The organism is Leptolyngbya sp. GB1-A1, from assembly GCF_039962475.1.
Classification (GTDB): Bacteria; Cyanobacteriota; Cyanobacteriia; order Elainellales; family Elainellaceae; genus Leptolyngbya_A.
Window position 1 is genome coordinate 312,898 of the sequence record NZ_JAMPLI010000003.1, and the last position, 15,629, is coordinate 328,526.

Sequence of the window (15,629 nt, forward strand, 5' to 3'; positions counted from 1 at the left end):
AAACTGTCTGTATTCACACGAGTTAATCTTGCCAGCCACCTTCACGACCCGTTCAAACCCGACCTATGCCCTTGCCCTGCATACTGCCAGCTCCGATTTTGGTTTAGCGATCGATAATTTTCAGGGCGACTATCCCAAAGGGGAAACAGCTTCGCATCGGCGCAGCCAAACCTGGGACTTAGGGCGCGATCTCTCCACGCATTTGCACGTTTACTTGCAGGAATTCCTCTCGCCGCAAACCTGGCGCGATCTGATGTTTCTGGCAGTGGCAAAAGGTCCAGGCGGCTTCACTGGCACTCGCATCGGGGTTGTTACTGCCCGAACCCTGGCACAACAGCTTGATTTGCCTCTGTTTGCCATTTCAACCCTTGCCGCCGCAGCCTGGGCAAATCGACCTGCCTTAACCGATGAATCTTTACAGCTGATCGATCTGGCGATCGAGATGCCCGCTCAACGGGGGGAAGTGCATACAGCAATCTATACCGTTTCTTCAGCAGCTTCAGGACTTCAACCAACCTTGCAGGATTGTGTGCAGGCGATCGACTCCTGGCAGAATTTTCTCGATCGCTGGGAACGTCCCTACAAGCTAATCAAACTTGAAGGCGGACTCGGTGCAACGGCTCCCGCACTGTTAGAACTCGCTTATCAGGAATGGCAGAAAGAAGAACGTCCTCATTGGGTAGAGGCAGTTCCGTTTTATGGTCAAAGTCCGGTGAGAGAATCAGAGCGATAAAATACAAACGATCGCCCTATCGCTCCTGATAACGATGGTTGATACCCCTTCTCAGCAGAAAGTCACCCCTCCGATGCAGATTCCACCCCTGGAAAGCGGCGATCGTCTGACTCGTCATGAGTTTGAGCGTCGCTATGAGGCAATGCCCCACCTGAAGAAAGCTGAACTGATCGAAGGAGTTGTGTACGTGCCCGCTGCTCTAAGATTTCGGAGTCATGGTCAACCGCATGGGAATTTGATGACCTGGCTGGGCGTTTACCAAGCATTCACACCCAAGGTTCTAATCGGCGATAATCCAACGGTTCGCCTCGATCGGGATAATGAACCTCAGCCGGATGCAGTTTTATTAATTGAGGAAAGCGCAGGCGGGCAAGCTCGGCTCAGTCCTGATGACTATATTGAGGGCGCACCCGAACTGGTCGTTGAGGTGGCAGCAAGCAGCGCATCGATCGACCTGGGAGACAAAAAGCGAGCATATCGCCGGAACGGCGTTCAAGAATATCTAGTCTGGCAGGTGTTCGATCGCAAGATTGATTGGTTCCAGTTAGAGGACGATGATTATTTATCGCTGGCGATCGATGAGCAGGGCATCATTCAGAGCAGCGTATTTCCTGGCTTGTGGTTAGCGACCTCTGCCTTACTCAACGGAGAAATGCAGCAGGTTTTAGCCGTCTTGCAGCAGGGCATTAATTCAGAAGAACACCAGCAATTTGTGCAGCAACTTGCCCAGGCGCGTTAAGGCGGGATAGAAGAATTTAGCACTGCTTCATCTGTAGAAACACTTTCATACCAGACGGAAGCATCCGAACGGATCAGGTTTGAAGTCAATCTCCTGCTTGGTCACAGCATCCATGCCGTTGATGAAGCGAAATGATGCATTAGTGAAGCGTAACGCATCCTACTAGCTGACTCACCAATCAAGAAGAACTGTTCTTCATCTTGTTCTACTTCAAGTGTTACCCAACGTTTGACTTAGCAGGCATGATCTTTGATATACACCGCTACCTTAAGCTTAAGTAACAAGAAATGTTGCGTTTCTCTACAAAGAAGCTAGGTTGCGGATTTCTTGGATTTGCTGTATTGCTCTTGATGGGAAACACTTATGGTAAATGGGAGCTTCTAACTTTATTGCATGGCAAAGAGGTTGATGCCCTGCTTCGAGCAAATTCAGATGAATGGATGCTGCCTCCAGAGTTCTCTAGAGTAGTCGAGTATGACGACCACCGAATCGTTGCGTTTATGGTCGAAACTGGTGCACAAGATATGCTGGTTGAGTTTAAGAAGGACTCACAGGGGAATTGGGAACGTTCCCGTTATCGTCGATGTATTGTTTCTAATGGAACACCGGGTTGCTTTTTTCCGTGGTATTCGCTCAGGGGGCTAGAGCAGGTAATCTTCAGGTGAAGAGATCTCGTAGGATGCGTTGGCGACAGCGTAACGCATGATTTAATCTTCGCAAAACTTACAGAACACGCTCGTTCGTCAGCCGAAGCAGGACGGGTTTTGGTTTGTCGTGGTGGTGTTGTCAGCGGCAACGGGGTCAAGTTCGCTGCTAGTGAGGATGCCGGGTCGATCGTGACGGAGCCTTCCCTGGTCCCAAAGCCCAGCAGATCGAAGTAAAGGGTGGCGAGGGTATTGGGTTCAACCCCGGTCAGGTCTACGGTAACGGTGCGGGTGTTGTTGGGGTTTTGCCGCACAGTGACACCAGTGCCAGCGAAGGTATCACCGCTCTGTTGCAGGTTGAAGAAGGCATCGGTGTTGCTGAGTCCGCTGATTGAACGGACGATCGGGGTGAGGGTGCGGGCATCAAGCAGGGCGGCTTCAAAGGCATCGCCGGGAGCGTTGTTGCTGCTGTCAAGGTCGGTGCTGACCAGGGTGAATTGCAGTGCTTTTGCGCCTTCGGGAATGAGGAAGGCCTGGGAGAAGTTGGTCAGGAGCGGGGAGTCTTCGCGCAGGACGGCTTGACCTGCAAGGATTTGTGCTGCACCACGGGTATCCCAGCCAGTGGGGGAGTCGAAGCTGCCGTTCTGAATGCCGATCAGTGCCGGAGCCGTCAGCGGTGAGGTCAGACTCAATTCCCCTGCTCCCTTGCTCCCCTGCTCCTCTGCCCAGGCACGAATCGTTTCCAGAATTTTCAAATTGAGGGCAGAAGGAAGTTTACGAACACCGGGGGCGAGGGTGGTGTTCATCAGGTCGTGGGGGAAGAAGCGGGAGTCGAGGTGGGAGCGATCCGGAGTGAGGGGAGCAGTGAAGCCGTTGCCGACAAAGGTGGGTGTGCCGTTGATCGTTTTGACATGGGCATCGAATCCGGCATAGCCGTTGATGAAGCCTGCGAGGTGGGCGGTTTCGTGGAGAATGGTGGTGAGCAAGTCGTAGCGACCGAAGGCAGCGGAGCCGGGGGTGGCGCGGAAGGCAGTATCGATGAGGGTGGTGGAGAATTCGCTGTTGTCCCAGGGAGTGGAGTCGATAAACCAGCCTAAGCCATTGCCGTCAATGTCAAGGGTGAGGGTGCCGGAGGTGGGGCGACCTGTAGAGTCGTAGCTGGTGAGAGAGGCTTCTGCGAGTTGACCAGATGGGAGATCGGTAATTTTGAAATTAAGGTTAAATGGAGTCGTCTCTCGAAGGAATTCTGTCCAGGTAGGGACAGTAGTGTTTTGGAGACTGAAGTTGTGACTGCTGAGGAATTGTTGCAACGCTACGCTGCTGGAGAAAGAGACTTTAGCGGAGTCAACTTGCGAGGAGCCAAGTTGCAGGATGCCGAGTTGAGAGGTATTAACCTGAACGGGGCTGATTTGAGTGGGGCTGATTTGAGTGGGGCTGATTTGAGTGGATATGGATATGCCCAAAGGATCGAGCCTGCTTACAGTGATCTGTCCGATGCCAACCTGAGAAATGCTAACTTGAGTTGGGCTAACCTTGAATTCGTCGATTTCAATAGATCTGACTTGAGCGGGGCTGACTTGAGCTTCGCTAACTGTGAAGGCACTTACTTTAATGACTCCATTCTGATAGGTGCTGACTTCACCAACGTCAAAGGAGGATATAGTCTGGACGGTGCTGATACTGGGTTCGATATGGAGTCCTAAATGATTAGCAACTTCAGGTTCAGCCATTAAGTTAGCAGTGCGATCGTAGATCTTGTAGGATGCGTTAGCGATAGCGTAACGCATGACCCAAACCCCGAAACACCCACCCCAAAACGATAACAACCCTTAGCGCAACATTCCCCTCATCCATCGCCCCCTTCCAAAAACGGCACCCATTCCCCCTACATCCCCCAATCCTTCGAGTACACCCCCTGCGCCACAAAGCGGTGAAAACTCGAATACTGCCAATCCACTGCCCGCTCGCATAACCCATGCCGCACCGGGTTGTAATGAATATAATCACAGTGCCGCGCAAAATCCGCCTCATCCCGAATCGTATGCTCCCAAAAGCGTCGCTGCCAAAGATTGCCCTCCTGCCGCTTCTGCCGCGATTCACTCCGGCTTGCTTGCACCCCCAGCAAGTCTGACCCCTGCCGCGTCACCTCGCTTTTAATCAATCGCCATCGCGTTGCATAATCGCTATCATTCGGCGGCAATGTCCAAATACAATGCAAATGGTCAGGCAACAGAACGATCGCCTCGATCGTAAATGGATATTTGGCACCAACCTTGAGCAAAGCCGAGCGTAGGAGCGATCGGGCAATCTCGCTACAGAGCCAGGGCTGTCTTTGATGCGTGACCTGGGTAAAGAAATACGTGCCGCCTGCAATTTTGCTTCTGCGGTAGTAGGGCATAGCGTAGGGCGGTTGCTTCGCAGTTCCCCCTTCGGGGTAATCGGGTTTCGTGGAGGAGGATTCCCTGATTCAGCAAATCACGCTTAATTTAATGGGTGCGGACGGTTGAAGAGGCTTTGCAGTTGAGGGCACTCCACAATGGGAAATCATGCGTTACGCTGACGCTAACGCACCCTACGGTACTCAGACCCTAATCCCTTCTAACGCTGCGTATTACGCGGATCAAGCGCATCCCGCAAGCCATCCCCCAGCAAATTAAATGCCAGCACTGTCAGCACAATCAAAATGGCAGGTGACCACACCAGCCACGGCTGCAGCACCAGAATCGAAGCATTAATTGCCAGCGACAGCATATTGCCCCAGGACGGATCGGGCTGCTGAATCCCTAACCCGATCAGGCTCAAAATTGCCTCCGCCACAATAAAGCTCGGAATCGCCAGCGTTGCCGAAATAATCACATAGGTCGCGGTTTGCGGCAGCACATGGCGCAGGATGATATAGAGCGGTCTGCCACCCATCACCTTTGCCGCCTGCACATATTCGCGCTGCTTCAGCGAAAGCACCTGCCCGCGAATTACCCGCGCCAGACCTGACCAGCTCACAAAAGACGTAATCAGCGTAATCAGCAAAAATCGCTGCGAGCTGGTCAATCCCGGAGGCAAAACCGCCGCCAGTGCCACCAGCAGATAAATCGCCGGAATCGTCATCAGCACTTCCACGATGCGCATCAGCACAGCATCGGTAACGCCGCCAAAATAGCCCGAAATGCCGCCCACCAGCAGTCCTAGCGGAAACGAAATCAAAATCCCTACTAGTCCAATACTGAGACTCACCCGCCCACCGTAAATCAAACGGCTAAATTGATCGCGAGCGGCTTCGTCGGTTCCCAATAGATTTAGCCTGCCCAGACCTGCTGTGCCAAACAGGTGCAAATTCCCTGGAATGCCGGGAAACAGCTCGACTTCCTCAATTTGAGGATTCGTGAGGGAGAATCGTGTCGGTAAGGGCAGCTTGACTTGCAAAAAGCGGTACTCATCGCCCTGCACAAACGGCCGCACCGGAGAGGGCTGACTTCGATCGACCTTCAGCAAGCGATCGCCCGTTTTAAGCTCGACCGGACCCTGCGTAGTGGGGTAAACGTGCGGACCAATAAACTGTCCCTGCTCATTGCGCCAGTAGATTTGCGTTGGCGGCAGCAGCGATCCGTCAGCTTGCGAAGCATAAGGATCGTAGGGCGCAACAAACTCAGCAAAAATCACTACCAGATAAAACAGCAGCAGCACCAGTGCGCCAAACCGCGCCAAACCGTTATTTTTTAGCTTGTGCCACCAGCTCATAGCAGTCCCTCCAGTCGCCGCCGAATTTGCTCTAGCTCAGACATAGGCATTTCTGATTCTGCTTCAGCCGGCTCACCCGGAGTTCCATCTTCCTGCCATTCGGGTTGTTCGATACTCGATTCGGGCGGCATCAGCAGCGTTCCTTCAGGAACCAGCCTACAGTCATAGTCTGCGTCTTGACAGATTTCCTCAATCTCTTCCGAATCAAGCGCCTCAACATTGGGATTGGGGTAATCTTGTGCTTCTAGCAATAGCCCAAATCGCGTTGCGTCGTCTTCAGACTCAAACATGAGAACGGTGTTTCGATCGCCTATCCTCAGCGTATGAATTCCCTCTTCGTTGGTTTGAGCATTCAGAAACAGTAAAACAAAAACACGCATAGCGATAAAAGCGATCGAGTTTGGATAATAGACGTTGGGCTAAGGATAATTCTAAGTTTTTGCCCTTTGTTTTGGCTGAATTCTGACCGAAAAGTTTTTATCGCTGGCTTGTCTCCGTATGCTTCGCAGTTTCCCCAAAGCGTATCGCCCATGAATCTCCCCACCTGGATTACGGTTTCTCGTTTGCTGGGTGTGCCGCTGCTGCTGGTGCTGCTGGCTCATCCGATCGATCGCACTCGCTGGATCGCCCTGGCAATTTTTCTGCTGGCGGCCGGAACCGACTGGCTCGACGGTTATCTGGCGCGGCGGCTCAATCAAGTCACCGACCTGGGAAAATTTCTCGATCCGCTGGTCGATAAACTGCTGGTGCTGGCTCCCCTGCTGTCACTGGTCGAACTGGGACAGGTTCCCGCCTGGGGGGTGTTTCTCATCCTGGCACGCGAACTGACGATCGCAGGCTGGCGCGTTAACCAAACCCAAATCTCTGGGGCAAACCTCTGGGGCAAACTCAAAACCGTCACCCAAATTGCGGCGATCGCCCTCCTAATTGCTCCGCTTCCGGCTGCCTGGACTGCCGCTGCGCTGGCTGCTTTCTGGCTGGCGGTGATTCTAACGCTGATTTCAGGCGCGATCTATCTGCTGCCGCAGCCCAAGTAGAGCTTCGCTGATACGGCAGGGCGATCGGGCGATCGTCGTGCGCCTGTCACAATTCGCGCCTGTCACAATTAAAGAAACCGAATTAAATACTTTATCCAACTTACTCTATCCGCTAATGACTTCACCGCCGATTCAGTGGTATCCGGGGCACATCGCTAAAGCCGAGAGAGCCCTGCAAGAACAGCTCAAAAAAGTGGACGTGGTGCTGGAGGTGCGCGATGCCCGGATTCCGCTGGCAACTTGTCATCCGCAGGTCTCACAGTGGATCGGCAGCAAAGAGCGCGTGCTGATTCTCAATCGCGTTGATATGATTCCGCAAACCGTGCAGCAGGACTGGACGAAATGGTTTCGCGCCGCAGGCGAACAGCCCTATTTCACCGACGCCCATGGGGGACAGGGCATCTCCGGCGTGGCGCAGGCAGCCCGACAGGTGGGCGCAAAAATCAACCAGCGCAGACACGATCGTGGAATGCTGCCCCGTCCAGTTCGTGCAGTAGTGATCGGCTTTCCCAATGTGGGTAAGTCTGCCCTGATTAACCGATTGCTCAAGCGGCGTGTCGTCGAGAGTGCCCGTCGAGCCGGAGTAACTCGCCAGCTTAAGTGGGTGAGAATTTCCGACGAACTGGAATTGCTGGATGCACCGGGCGTATTGCCTTCCCGCTTAAACGATCAGGACGCTGCCCTGAAGCTTGCCTTTTGCGACGATATCGGCCAGGCTGCCTACGATAATCAGCGGGTTGCGGCGGCTTTGGTCGATCGGATTAAGCAAATTCTTCACCAGTCGCCTAACCTATTTGCAGAAGAACCGTTGCGCGATCGCTACACCCTCGCCCTCCAACCGCGCACCGGAGAGAGCTTTGTTGCTGATCTGGCAGAAGCGCGGTACCAGGGAGACAAAGAGCGGGCAGCCAATCAGATTCTCAACGATTTTCGTAAAGGCATTTTGGGAGCAATTCCACTGGAACTGCCGCCTGCGATCGACTCAACAGCCTTGAATTCTCTGACTACTGGTTTGGATTGACCCCATCTTCGGGGAAGACCCATTTAGGCTGGGATGCGGTCGTGCGGCGACGGAGCGATTCTTCCGCGATCGCCAGCATTTGATCGAGAGACGTTTCTTGAATAAACCTGGAAGCCTTTTCGCGGTGCTCTTTGTTGGGACATTGAGCATCGCCCAGAACGCAGCCATTCACACAGGCTTCAGCGCAGTTGATTTGAGTCGGATTCATTCAGTGTTCTCCTCTTAAATTCACCAAACTCCCTTTGGCAGCAGTTCTGGCTCATTTCAATTAATTTGACAGATCCTGAACTCCGCCAACCCCAAATAGCGAACCCCCTGCGGGGTAATCTCAAACCGACAGGGCAACACCTCTACCCCACGATCGATCGCCTGACGCAAAAGCTGCCCATAAACCGGATCAGCCTGATCGCCCGGTGCAAACTGCGTGCAGTCGCCGCGATTAATGAAGTACAGCATCACCGCCCGTGCCTGCGGAGTCAGAGCCATCAGCTCTTGAAGGTGTTTCTGTCCTCTCGTGGTTACGGTATCAGGAAACAAAGCGAGCGTCCCTCGTGCCCAGGTCGTATTTTTCACCTCGATAAAAATCGGTCGAGCGGTATTTTCGCCAGTTAAAAGGAAGTCGATCCGGCTCTTTTTATCCTGTCCATAGGGAACTTCTCTTTGAATCTGGTCATATTCTCCCACCTCCGGCAAAAGCCGGGCGGTTAGCAGCGACTCAATCACGCGATTTGGCATAGCTGTATTCGTACCCGCCCAAACCCTATCCTCAACCTCGATTAGCTCCCAGGTGTAGGGCAGCTTGCGCGTCGGGCTATTGCTTATCGAAACCATCACCCGATTTCCTGGTAAACAGACCCCGGTCATTGGACCTGTGTTCGGGCAGTGGGCGACGATCGTTTCTCCGGTATCCAGCTCGATATCGGCAAAAAAGCGTTTGTAGCGTTTGATCAGTGTGCCGGGAAGCAGGGGCGGAAAGGGATAAATCCAGTCAGCAAGAGGCATAGGAACAGGAATAAACAGAGAAACGGGCTTGAGCGGCGATCGAAGTCGTGGCAGAAGTGCTTTAGCCCCCTAAATTCTCCATTAATGGGGACTTTAAAGACAGCAAGTTTACTTCAAACTCACGAGCAAGAAGCGATTTGGGAATTTACTGCACGTCTAAATCCTTCTGGGTCGAATCGGATTGTCGAATCTGATTATCCACGCTTTAAGCCTCCTTTCCCCGCCAGAAAACCTCAAACCATTAAGATAAAGGAGAGCCAGGGAGTCTGATTGGCGTTTGTGGAGCGATCGATCACGATGCAAGCACCGTCCCAGAGGTTCAGGCTAGAGGAGTTTTTGCAGCTTCCAGAAACTAAACCTGCCAGCGAATATATTGACGAGTAAACGTGACTGAAACCCATTCCCTCATTTTGGCTCCCTGGCGGGCTGCTCTCACAGGCGCACTGCACCGCAATCGATCGCTAATTTACTCTCGCTATGCCCAGCTTGCCACTGTCCGATCTTCACCAACGCAATCGTCCCCTTCCGAAAATGGTTCAGGCGCGAGTTATCGTCCTGCTAATCGCACCGTCGTGTTTCGCGGCTTTCTGGGCGACATGAATCAGCTTAAGTTTATTACCGACGATCGCAGCGATAAGGCTGCCCAAATCGAGCAGAATCCGTGGGGCGAGCTGTGTTGGTATTTTCCCAAAACGCGAGAGCAGTTTCGTCTGCTGGGAATGTTGACGATCGTTCGGGCAGATTTTGGCGATCGTACTTTGGTGCAGGCACGGCAGACCCAGTGGCAGGATTTGTCGGATGCAGCTCGATTACAGTTTGCCTGGGCAGCTTCGGGACAGTTGCGAACTGCCGAAAGTGATTTTACTCCGCCTCCGCCTGATGCGATCGAGCCTCCGCCTAACTTCTGTTTGCTGCTGCTCGATCCGGTTCAGGTCGATCATTTGCTGCTGCGCGGCGATCCTCAAAATCGGTATGTCTATCAGAAAACGAACGACGAATGGACCAAGGAAGAAGTGAATCCCTGATGTAGGCTTCAGGAACCTACCGGGAAAGTGTTCAATCGCCTGTCGTGGGATTGCCTAGAGCTTGAAATTCTCCTAAATCCCCGAACCGTCGAGAAATTGCTCGATGATCTTGTCGTTGAGGCGACAGCTTGTTGTTACGGGAACGCGAGTGGAATCTTCAACCTTCACTTCAACTTTAGGCTGTGGGGCAGGAGGCTGTAATGCCTGTACCTGCTGTTCGAGTGCCTCAATCCGATCGAGCAACGCCCGGATCACCTGCGCCTCGGAGTCGGGTAGCTGACCGTGATCCAACGGATCAACTCGTTCGCCTGCGCGATACACAATGCGTCCTGGAATGCCGACAACAGTGCAATCAGAAGGCACATTTCGCAGCACGACTGAGCCTGCGCCGATGCGGACATTGTTGCCAATTTCGATATTGCCCAGCACCTTTGCCCCGGCTCCAACGACCACATTTTCGCCCAGAGTGGGGTGGCGTTTGCCGCTCTCTTTGCCCGTGCCGCCCAAGGTGACGCCCTGATAAATCAGCGCATAGTTGCCGACGATCGCCGTTTCGCCAATCACCACGCCCATCCCGTGATCGATGAAGACGCCCTGACCGATTTGTGCGCCAGGGTGAATCTCAATCCCAGTCAGGAAGCGGGCAATGTGGGAAATCAGACGAGGGATAAACGGGATGTTCAGCTTATACAGCCGATGGGCAAACCGATGCAGCAGCAACGCCTGAAGACCGGGATAACAAAACATCACCTCCAGCCAGTTTCGCGCCGCAGGGTCACGATCGAAAATGATGCGGAAATCAGCCGTGAGCGAAGCAATCGCAGGATTTAGCACAAGCAGCTACCCCGGTTCCAAAAAATCTTCCAAGTTTAAAGGCTAATACATTTTGAGAACGGTTGGATGAGATGCAGGTTATGGAGAGATGAAATTTGCTGGTAAAGGATATCCGATCGCGAATGAATTCTACGATTGATCCTTCAATGCCGATCGCAGACTTTGAAGCTCGGTTAAAATTGCCCGCAGCAGATCGTGGGTTACGTTTTCACTGGGCTGCTGCACCTCGATCGTCACTTGCTTGATGCCCAGCACATCTTGAGCAAAACGAGCGACTTCGTTGGGGTGAAACAAAAGCGGATCGTCTTTATTCACCCGCAGTTCCGGGTTAAGCTTCCGCGCATCGTAAGACGGATTGAGGTCAGAAGGATTAGTGTTGGCGTAGCGATAGACCGATGCTCGCGATCGGTTCAATGCCTTTTGGACTGCTTCCACCGTCATTAGCCCCTGAGCCGTCGCCTGAGCGTTTAATTGAGCATTCAACAAGTCGTCCATAAATTCACCCTTACCGAGGCAGTTCTTATGCTGCGATTAGCCTGTCCTAGTCTAAGACAAAAATCGCGGCTATGTCAGGCGGTTGGATTAAGTTGCTGATTTCTAAACTGTTCTGTTATTAGGTGAGCAGAAATAAGGCGAACAGAGCCAGCCTATTCCTGGTTTAGCTCCAAAAAATCGAGCGCCGCTTCCAATCGAGAAGAATATTTTTCAGCTAGCTTTTCAAAAAACAGAGCATTGCCGTTGTGAGGGTGAAGGCAGTTAAGCCACGCTTGCGCTTGTTGTGCGATTGCTTCTTGCCGCTGTTTTTCGGGCTGACGAGTTTCAGAATTTGCCGTGTGGGACGGTTTGAACTGGGGTGCTGGTAGTTGCTTCGAATTCAGCCAGGAGATAATCGATTGACTTAACCGCAGAAGATTCAATCGGCGACAGCGAGTTCGCAGGTGAGGACGATCGTGCAGTTTCGCCTTGCTGAACCTGTTTCAGGAGGTTATCGATCGGGTCTGCCATATTCCAGATCACATTCTTCAGGTGAATGAATCTATCATTGCTCAGGTTTGAGCGATCGACAATTTCTGTGGATGGTTCTAATTGCCTTCTAGTATCTCATTGCCGCTGTTGCTGTTTAATCGCCTCGATAATCTGCACGTTTGCCTGCGGAAAGGGAAATTGCTCTAGGTCAGCCACTTCTACCCAGCGCACCTCATCGCACTCGATCGCTTGCGGTTCTCCGCTCACATACTGGCAGTGATGCACGTTTAGCGTGACGCGGAAGTGAGTATAAGTGTGATCGATCGTGATGAGTCGATCGCCTACTGTAATTTCAATCCCGATCTCTTCCTGAATCTCGCGCACAATACAGGCTTCGACGGTTTCACCTGGCTCGATCTTGCCGCCCGGAAATTCCCAGAGTCCGCCCAAGAGACCTTCCTGTTTGCGGCGATCGATCAAGATTTGTCCGCGATCGTTCCAGATGACGGCAACGCCAATTTGCTTATGAGGAGTCGGGGCACGCTTTTCAGAGACGGGCAGTTCGTTTTGCATATTGGTTTGATACGCCAGACAGTGAGGGTTCCAGGGGCAGAGCAAACAGGCAGGATTTTTGGGGGTGCAGATGGTCGCGCCCAGATCCATAAATGCCTGATTAAAGTCGCGGGGCTGCTGGGGGTCGAGCAGGGAGGCTGAAATCTGCCAGAGGGCTTTGATTGCCTGACTCGGCGGAACGTCAATTCCCCTCAGCCGTGCCAGCACTCGTTTTACATTACCATCTAATATCGGTACAGCCTGGTTAAATGCGGCACTGAGAATTCCGCCTGCGGTGGTTTGCCCGATTCCGGGCAGGGACATCACAGATGGAAGATCCTGGGGAAATTTGCCGCCATGCTGAGCCAGGATGATTTGGGCGGCTCGGTGCAGATTGCGGGCGCGGGCATAATAGCCTAACCCCTGCCATGCCTTCAAAACCTGCTGCTGGTCTGCCTGGGCAAGGTGGGCGATCGTTGGAAACTGCTGCATCCAGTGTTCATAATACGGCATCACCGTTTTTACCTGGGTTTGCTGAAGCATAATCTCCGAAACCCAGATGGCGTAAGGATCACGGGTGCGTCGCCAGGGCAGATCTCGCCCCGATTCGCCATACCATCGCAGCAAGTTCTGCCGCAGGTCATGAATTTCGTGATTCGATAAATCCTTCCCAGGCTGATCAGCAGACAAACGAAAACCCGGCAGATCGATCGTTTGACCTACCGGATTGGGATTGTCGTTATAAGTCGGATGAAAAGAAGAGATGGGCATAGCTCCATTTTACGGATGAGCAATTATATTGCTCGGTTGCCTTGCCCGTTCCAGAAAACTTACGCTGCCTCGTCCTCGGTCAGGATCGCGCCTTGCAAGGATCTCTCAAAGTTCATGCGCTGCTCAGCACTGTGAATAAAATAGCCGCTCATCATTGCGGAAGCCAGCAGCCGACCCAGATCCTCACGGCTGGTCGTAATTGTCACGTCGAACTGCTCAGGGGGCAAACCGCCCAGAAGACCAATAATGTTGCGCTCCATCACTTGCAGCACTTCCCGCGATTGAGGTCGAGAAAGTTGAGCAACGGTTTCGGGGCTGAGGGACTGGACATATTGCCACAGTTCATTCGTTGTATTGCTGCCCTCAAAAAATTCTGATAGCCGTTTTGTTGCGTCGTTCACGTTGGGAACCTCATCCATGGTGGACAGTGGCTTGATGTATCAGGGATGCTCTCTGCTTGTTTCACCGATGACATCGCTCTGATGTCAATTAATGTAACAAGTTTTGAGGATCGATCGCAGTGGGCAGAACCGAACCGGAGCAGGGGAAGTTACACGACTTGAGGAAGTGAGAGGAAGTGAGGTCAACGCCATGATGAGTTGAGGGATTCTTCAACCGCATCAGGCAAAACTTGCGGAAGGATTTCATCGACCCTACAGGGACACTGATTCGGGAAAGCAGTGAGAGAAAGCCCGGTTTTTGCGACCACTAGTTCGATCGCTGTTTAGAATCACTCAGAAAAGTCGAGCAAGCCATATCCAGTTCAGCCATCGCCCTTCAGAGTATACAGGCTGCTCATACCCGAATTGCACAAGTTATCTCTGTTTAGAAATGCTGGATTGTGAGCACTAATGGGGAACATTAGCGATCGAAAATTTTAGTTCAACTCAATATAATCGGTTGGAGGTAGGATCATTTACAAAAGTTGAGTATTCAGCAGAATGATCTGGAGCACAGAACGCAATGCTTGTGTAATATCAGCTTTCTGTGACACGATCGAACCGAATCCTGCGAACGATTACCAAAACTTTTAGTAAATTTAACTATAATTAATAGGCTGATACTTACTAGGCTGATAGATTTTCCTGATCGGGACGATCGCTACACCCGTGCATCGAGTGTGAGCCATTCATTCTGAGCCATTTACCTTCCATTCCCTATGCCAGATACGGCACTGCTCCTGAACTCCCAGGATTACAGCCTACTCACCGATCTGTATCAGCTCACAATGGCTGCCTGCTATGTGGGAGAAGGCATCGCTGGGAAATGGGCAAGCTTTGAGCTGTTCACCCGTCGTTTGCCCGAAGACTTTGGCTACATCGTGGCAATGGGGCTGGCGCAGGCGATCGACTATCTGGAGCAGCTCAGTTTTAGCGCAGAACAAATTGCTGCCCTGCAAGCCACCGGAATCTTTGCCCATGTGCCCGATCGTTTTTGGGAGGTGCTGGCAAGCGGACGCTTCACAGGCGATGTCTGGGCAGTTCCTGAAGGCACGGTGCTGTTTGCCAATGAGCCGATGTTGCGGATTGAAGCTCCCCTGTGGCAGGCGCAAATCGTTGAAACTTGCTTGCTAAATCTCCTCAACTACCAAAGCTTGATTGCCACCAAAGCAGCGCGAATGCGAGACGTTGCCGGGTCTGCAAGCTTGCTCGAATTTGGCACAAGGCGGGCATTTGGTCCTCAAGCATCTCTCTTTGCAGCACGAGCGGCACTGGCAGCCGGATTTGATGCCACCTCAAACGTTCTTGCCGCCTTTCAGGTCGGGCAAAAGCCAAGTGGCACAATGGCACACGCTCTAGTCATGGCACTGGCTGCGCTTGAAGGAACCGAAGACGAGGCGTTTCAGGCATTTCACCGCTACTTCCCCGGCGCAACGCTGCTGATCGACACCTACGATTCGATCGCCGCAGCCCAGCGACTCGCTGTGGGCATCCAGCAAGAAAACCTCACCCTCAAAGCAGTCCGGCTCGACTCTGGCGATCTGGTTTCCCAGTCCCAGCAGATTCGTCAGCTTTTGCCCGACACGCGCATTGTGGCAAGCGGTGACCTCGATGAATTTGAAATCGATCGCCTTCAGATCGCAGGCGCACAAATCGACAGCTACGGCATTGGCACCAAGCTTGTCTCCGGCAACCCGATCAACGGCGTGTATAAACTGGTCGAGATCGACGGCATCCCGGTTATGAAAGCTTCCGAAGGCAAGGCCACCTACCCCGGACGCAAGCAGATTTTTCGCCGCATTGAGAAAGGACAGACTGAGCAGGGACAATTTAAGGGCGATCGACTGGGACTGATCAGCGAACCCCCCGAACCAAACGAACAGCCCGTCCTTCAGCCCGTTCTTAAGCAGGGTCAGCGCATCATCCCTCCTGAATCCCTGCAAACGATCGCCGATCGCACCCTCACCAATATCAACAGCCTACCTGAACCAATTCGCCGCATTCACCACCCGGAAACGATCGCCCCCCCAATCTCTGCTGCCCTGCAAGCCCTGATTGAGGAAACCAGGCGGAGAGTTTGAGGCAGAAATGGAATGAGGAGATAAGGAGGCGGAGAGTGAATTGGGTCTT

At 52.7% G+C, this 15,629-nt stretch carries 17 protein-coding genes and 2 pseudogenes; 8 read left to right on the forward strand and 11 right to left on the reverse strand.

Annotated elements, in window-relative coordinates:
* Window positions 1-28 precede the first annotated feature (28 nt).
* From tsaB to NDI45_RS05235, 3 genes and pseudogenes are all read left to right on the forward strand, one after another.
* The gene (gene tsaB, locus NDI45_RS05225; RefSeq protein ID WP_190791071.1) at window positions 29-733 is read left to right on the forward strand and encodes a tRNA (adenosine(37)-N6)-threonylcarbamoyltransferase complex dimerization subunit type 1 TsaB; all 705 of its coding nucleotides are present in this window, start codon (window positions 29-31) and stop codon (window positions 731-733) included.
* 34 nt (window positions 734-767) lie between these two features.
* Window positions 768-1,472 carry a Uma2 family endonuclease gene (locus NDI45_RS05230; RefSeq protein ID WP_190791072.1) on the forward strand — a complete coding sequence of 235 codons (705 nt, stop codon included), beginning with the start codon at window positions 768-770 and terminating at the stop codon, window positions 1,470-1,472.
* A 182-nt stretch (window positions 1,473-1,654) separates the two neighbouring features.
* A pseudogene (locus tag NDI45_RS05235) lies at window positions 1,655-1,753 on the forward strand (transposase family protein); the annotation flags it as partial.
* Between the two features lie 293 nt (window positions 1,754-2,046).
* Here the strand turns inward: NDI45_RS05235 and NDI45_RS05240 are convergent.
* The 4 genes from NDI45_RS05240 to NDI45_RS05255 all read right to left on the reverse strand — a co-directional run bounded on the left by NDI45_RS05240 (window position 2,047) and on the right by NDI45_RS05255 (window position 6,231).
* On the reverse strand, window positions 2,047-3,903 hold the full coding sequence (locus tag NDI45_RS05240) for a hypothetical protein (RefSeq protein WP_348246687.1): 1,857 nt from the start codon (window positions 3,901-3,903) through the stop codon (window positions 2,047-2,049).
* Window positions 3,904-4,001: 98 nt separating this feature from the next.
* Window positions 4,002-4,514, reverse strand: a complete 513-nt coding sequence (locus NDI45_RS05245) for a transposase (RefSeq protein ID WP_348246688.1) — start codon at window positions 4,512-4,514, stop codon at window positions 4,002-4,004.
* Between the two features lie 200 nt (window positions 4,515-4,714).
* Window positions 4,715-5,851: an ABC transporter permease gene (locus NDI45_RS05250; RefSeq protein WP_348246689.1), complete on the reverse strand. Its 1,137-nt coding sequence runs from the start codon at window positions 5,849-5,851 to the stop codon at window positions 4,715-4,717.
* The gene (locus NDI45_RS05255; RefSeq protein WP_190794152.1) at window positions 5,848-6,231 is read right to left on the reverse strand and encodes a DUF3110 domain-containing protein; all 384 of its coding nucleotides are present in this window, start codon (window positions 6,229-6,231) and stop codon (window positions 5,848-5,850) included. Before NDI45_RS05255 ends, NDI45_RS05250 begins: the two co-directional genes overlap by 4 nt.
* Window positions 6,232-6,381: 150 nt before the next feature.
* On the opposite strand from NDI45_RS05255, the gene pgsA reads away from it, so the two are divergent.
* Window positions 6,382-6,888, forward strand: a complete 507-nt coding sequence (pgsA, locus tag NDI45_RS05260; protein ID WP_348246690.1) for a CDP-diacylglycerol--glycerol-3-phosphate 3-phosphatidyltransferase — start codon at window positions 6,382-6,384, stop codon at window positions 6,886-6,888.
* A 115-nt stretch (window positions 6,889-7,003) separates the two neighbouring features.
* Complete coding sequence (ylqF, locus tag NDI45_RS05265; RefSeq protein WP_348246691.1) at window positions 7,004-7,909, forward strand: ribosome biogenesis GTPase YlqF; 906 nt, start codon at window positions 7,004-7,006, stop codon at window positions 7,907-7,909.
* On the opposite strand, the gene NDI45_RS05270 is transcribed toward ylqF, so the two are convergent.
* Both NDI45_RS05270 and sfsA read right to left on the reverse strand, forming a co-directional pair.
* Window positions 7,893-8,117, reverse strand: coding sequence for a hypothetical protein (locus tag NDI45_RS05270; RefSeq protein WP_190794155.1), 225 nt, complete (start codon window positions 8,115-8,117; stop codon window positions 7,893-7,895). The two genes, ylqF and NDI45_RS05270, sit on opposite strands and share 17 nt — an antisense overlap.
* A gap of 56 nt (window positions 8,118-8,173) precedes the next feature.
* Complete coding sequence (gene sfsA / locus NDI45_RS05275; RefSeq protein WP_190794156.1) at window positions 8,174-8,911, reverse strand: DNA/RNA nuclease SfsA; 738 nt, start codon at window positions 8,909-8,911, stop codon at window positions 8,174-8,176.
* Window positions 8,912-9,208: 297 nt separating this feature from the next.
* On the opposite strand from sfsA, the pseudogene NDI45_RS05280 reads away from it, so the two are divergent.
* Together NDI45_RS05280 and NDI45_RS05285 are read left to right on the forward strand one after the other, a co-directional pair.
* Window positions 9,209-9,289 (forward strand): annotated as a pseudogene (locus NDI45_RS05280) (Uma2 family endonuclease); the annotation flags it as partial.
* A gap of 8 nt (window positions 9,290-9,297) precedes the next feature.
* On the forward strand, window positions 9,298-9,936 hold the full coding sequence (locus NDI45_RS05285; RefSeq protein ID WP_348246692.1) for an Npun_F5749 family FMN-dependent PPOX-type flavoprotein: 639 nt from the start codon (window positions 9,298-9,300) through the stop codon (window positions 9,934-9,936).
* A 72-nt stretch (window positions 9,937-10,008) separates the two neighbouring features.
* On the opposite strand, the gene cysE is transcribed toward NDI45_RS05285, so the two are convergent.
* The 5 genes from cysE to NDI45_RS05310 form a co-directional block, all read right to left on the reverse strand.
* Window positions 10,009-10,770 carry a serine O-acetyltransferase gene (gene cysE / locus NDI45_RS05290; RefSeq protein WP_348246693.1) on the reverse strand — a complete coding sequence of 254 codons (762 nt, stop codon included), beginning with the start codon at window positions 10,768-10,770 and terminating at the stop codon, window positions 10,009-10,011.
* 129 nt (window positions 10,771-10,899) lie between these two features.
* Window positions 10,900-11,265: a resolvase gene (locus tag NDI45_RS05295; protein WP_348246694.1), complete on the reverse strand. Its 366-nt coding sequence runs from the start codon at window positions 11,263-11,265 to the stop codon at window positions 10,900-10,902.
* Between the two features lie 324 nt (window positions 11,266-11,589).
* Window positions 11,590-11,775: a hypothetical protein gene (locus tag NDI45_RS05300; protein WP_348246695.1), complete on the reverse strand. Its 186-nt coding sequence runs from the start codon at window positions 11,773-11,775 to the stop codon at window positions 11,590-11,592.
* A gap of 96 nt (window positions 11,776-11,871) precedes the next feature.
* A complete protein-coding gene (gene mutY / locus NDI45_RS05305; protein WP_348246696.1) occupies window positions 11,872-13,059 on the reverse strand; it encodes an A/G-specific adenine glycosylase in 1,188 nt (395 codons plus the stop codon).
* 59 nt (window positions 13,060-13,118) lie between these two features.
* Window positions 13,119-13,460, reverse strand: coding sequence for a DUF760 domain-containing protein (locus tag NDI45_RS05310; protein WP_190794177.1), 342 nt, complete (start codon window positions 13,458-13,460; stop codon window positions 13,119-13,121).
* 758 nt (window positions 13,461-14,218) lie between these two features.
* Between NDI45_RS05310 and NDI45_RS05315 the strand changes: the two genes are divergently transcribed.
* Window positions 14,219-15,580: a nicotinate phosphoribosyltransferase gene (locus tag NDI45_RS05315; RefSeq protein WP_190794160.1), complete on the forward strand. Its 1,362-nt coding sequence runs from the start codon at window positions 14,219-14,221 to the stop codon at window positions 15,578-15,580.
* Window positions 15,581-15,629 lie beyond the last annotated feature (49 nt).

What these genes read in the sequence shown, in the direction of transcription:
- NDI45_RS05230 (WP_190791072.1), top strand. Translation starts at nt 768, where the DNA reads ATGGTTGATACCCCTTCTCAGCAGAAAGTCACCCCTCCGATGCAGATT.
- NDI45_RS05240 (WP_348246687.1), bottom strand. Translation starts at nt 3,903, where the DNA reads ATGCGTTACGCTATCGCTAACGCATCCTACAAGATCTACGATCGCACT.
- NDI45_RS05245 (WP_348246688.1), bottom strand. Translation starts at nt 4,514, where the DNA reads ATGCCCTACTACCGCAGAAGCAAAATTGCAGGCGGCACGTATTTCTTT.
- NDI45_RS05250 (WP_348246689.1), bottom strand. Translation starts at nt 5,851, where the DNA reads ATGAGCTGGTGGCACAAGCTAAAAAATAACGGTTTGGCGCGGTTTGGC.
- NDI45_RS05255 (WP_190794152.1), bottom strand. Translation starts at nt 6,231, where the DNA reads ATGCGTGTTTTTGTTTTACTGTTTCTGAATGCTCAAACCAACGAAGAG.
- pgsA (WP_348246690.1), top strand. Translation starts at nt 6,382, where the DNA reads ATGAATCTCCCCACCTGGATTACGGTTTCTCGTTTGCTGGGTGTGCCG.
- ylqF (WP_348246691.1), top strand. Translation starts at nt 7,004, where the DNA reads ATGACTTCACCGCCGATTCAGTGGTATCCGGGGCACATCGCTAAAGCC.
- NDI45_RS05270 (WP_190794155.1), bottom strand. Translation starts at nt 8,117, where the DNA reads ATGAATCCGACTCAAATCAACTGCGCTGAAGCCTGTGTGAATGGCTGC.
- sfsA (WP_190794156.1), bottom strand. Translation starts at nt 8,911, where the DNA reads ATGCCTCTTGCTGACTGGATTTATCCCTTTCCGCCCCTGCTTCCCGGC.
- NDI45_RS05295 (WP_348246694.1), bottom strand. Translation starts at nt 11,265, where the DNA reads ATGGACGACTTGTTGAATGCTCAATTAAACGCTCAGGCGACGGCTCAG.
- NDI45_RS05300 (WP_348246695.1), bottom strand. Translation starts at nt 11,775, where the DNA reads ATGGCAGACCCGATCGATAACCTCCTGAAACAGGTTCAGCAAGGCGAA.
- mutY (WP_348246696.1), bottom strand. Translation starts at nt 13,059, where the DNA reads ATGCCCATCTCTTCTTTTCATCCGACTTATAACGACAATCCCAATCCG.
- NDI45_RS05315 (WP_190794160.1), top strand. Translation starts at nt 14,219, where the DNA reads ATGCCAGATACGGCACTGCTCCTGAACTCCCAGGATTACAGCCTACTC.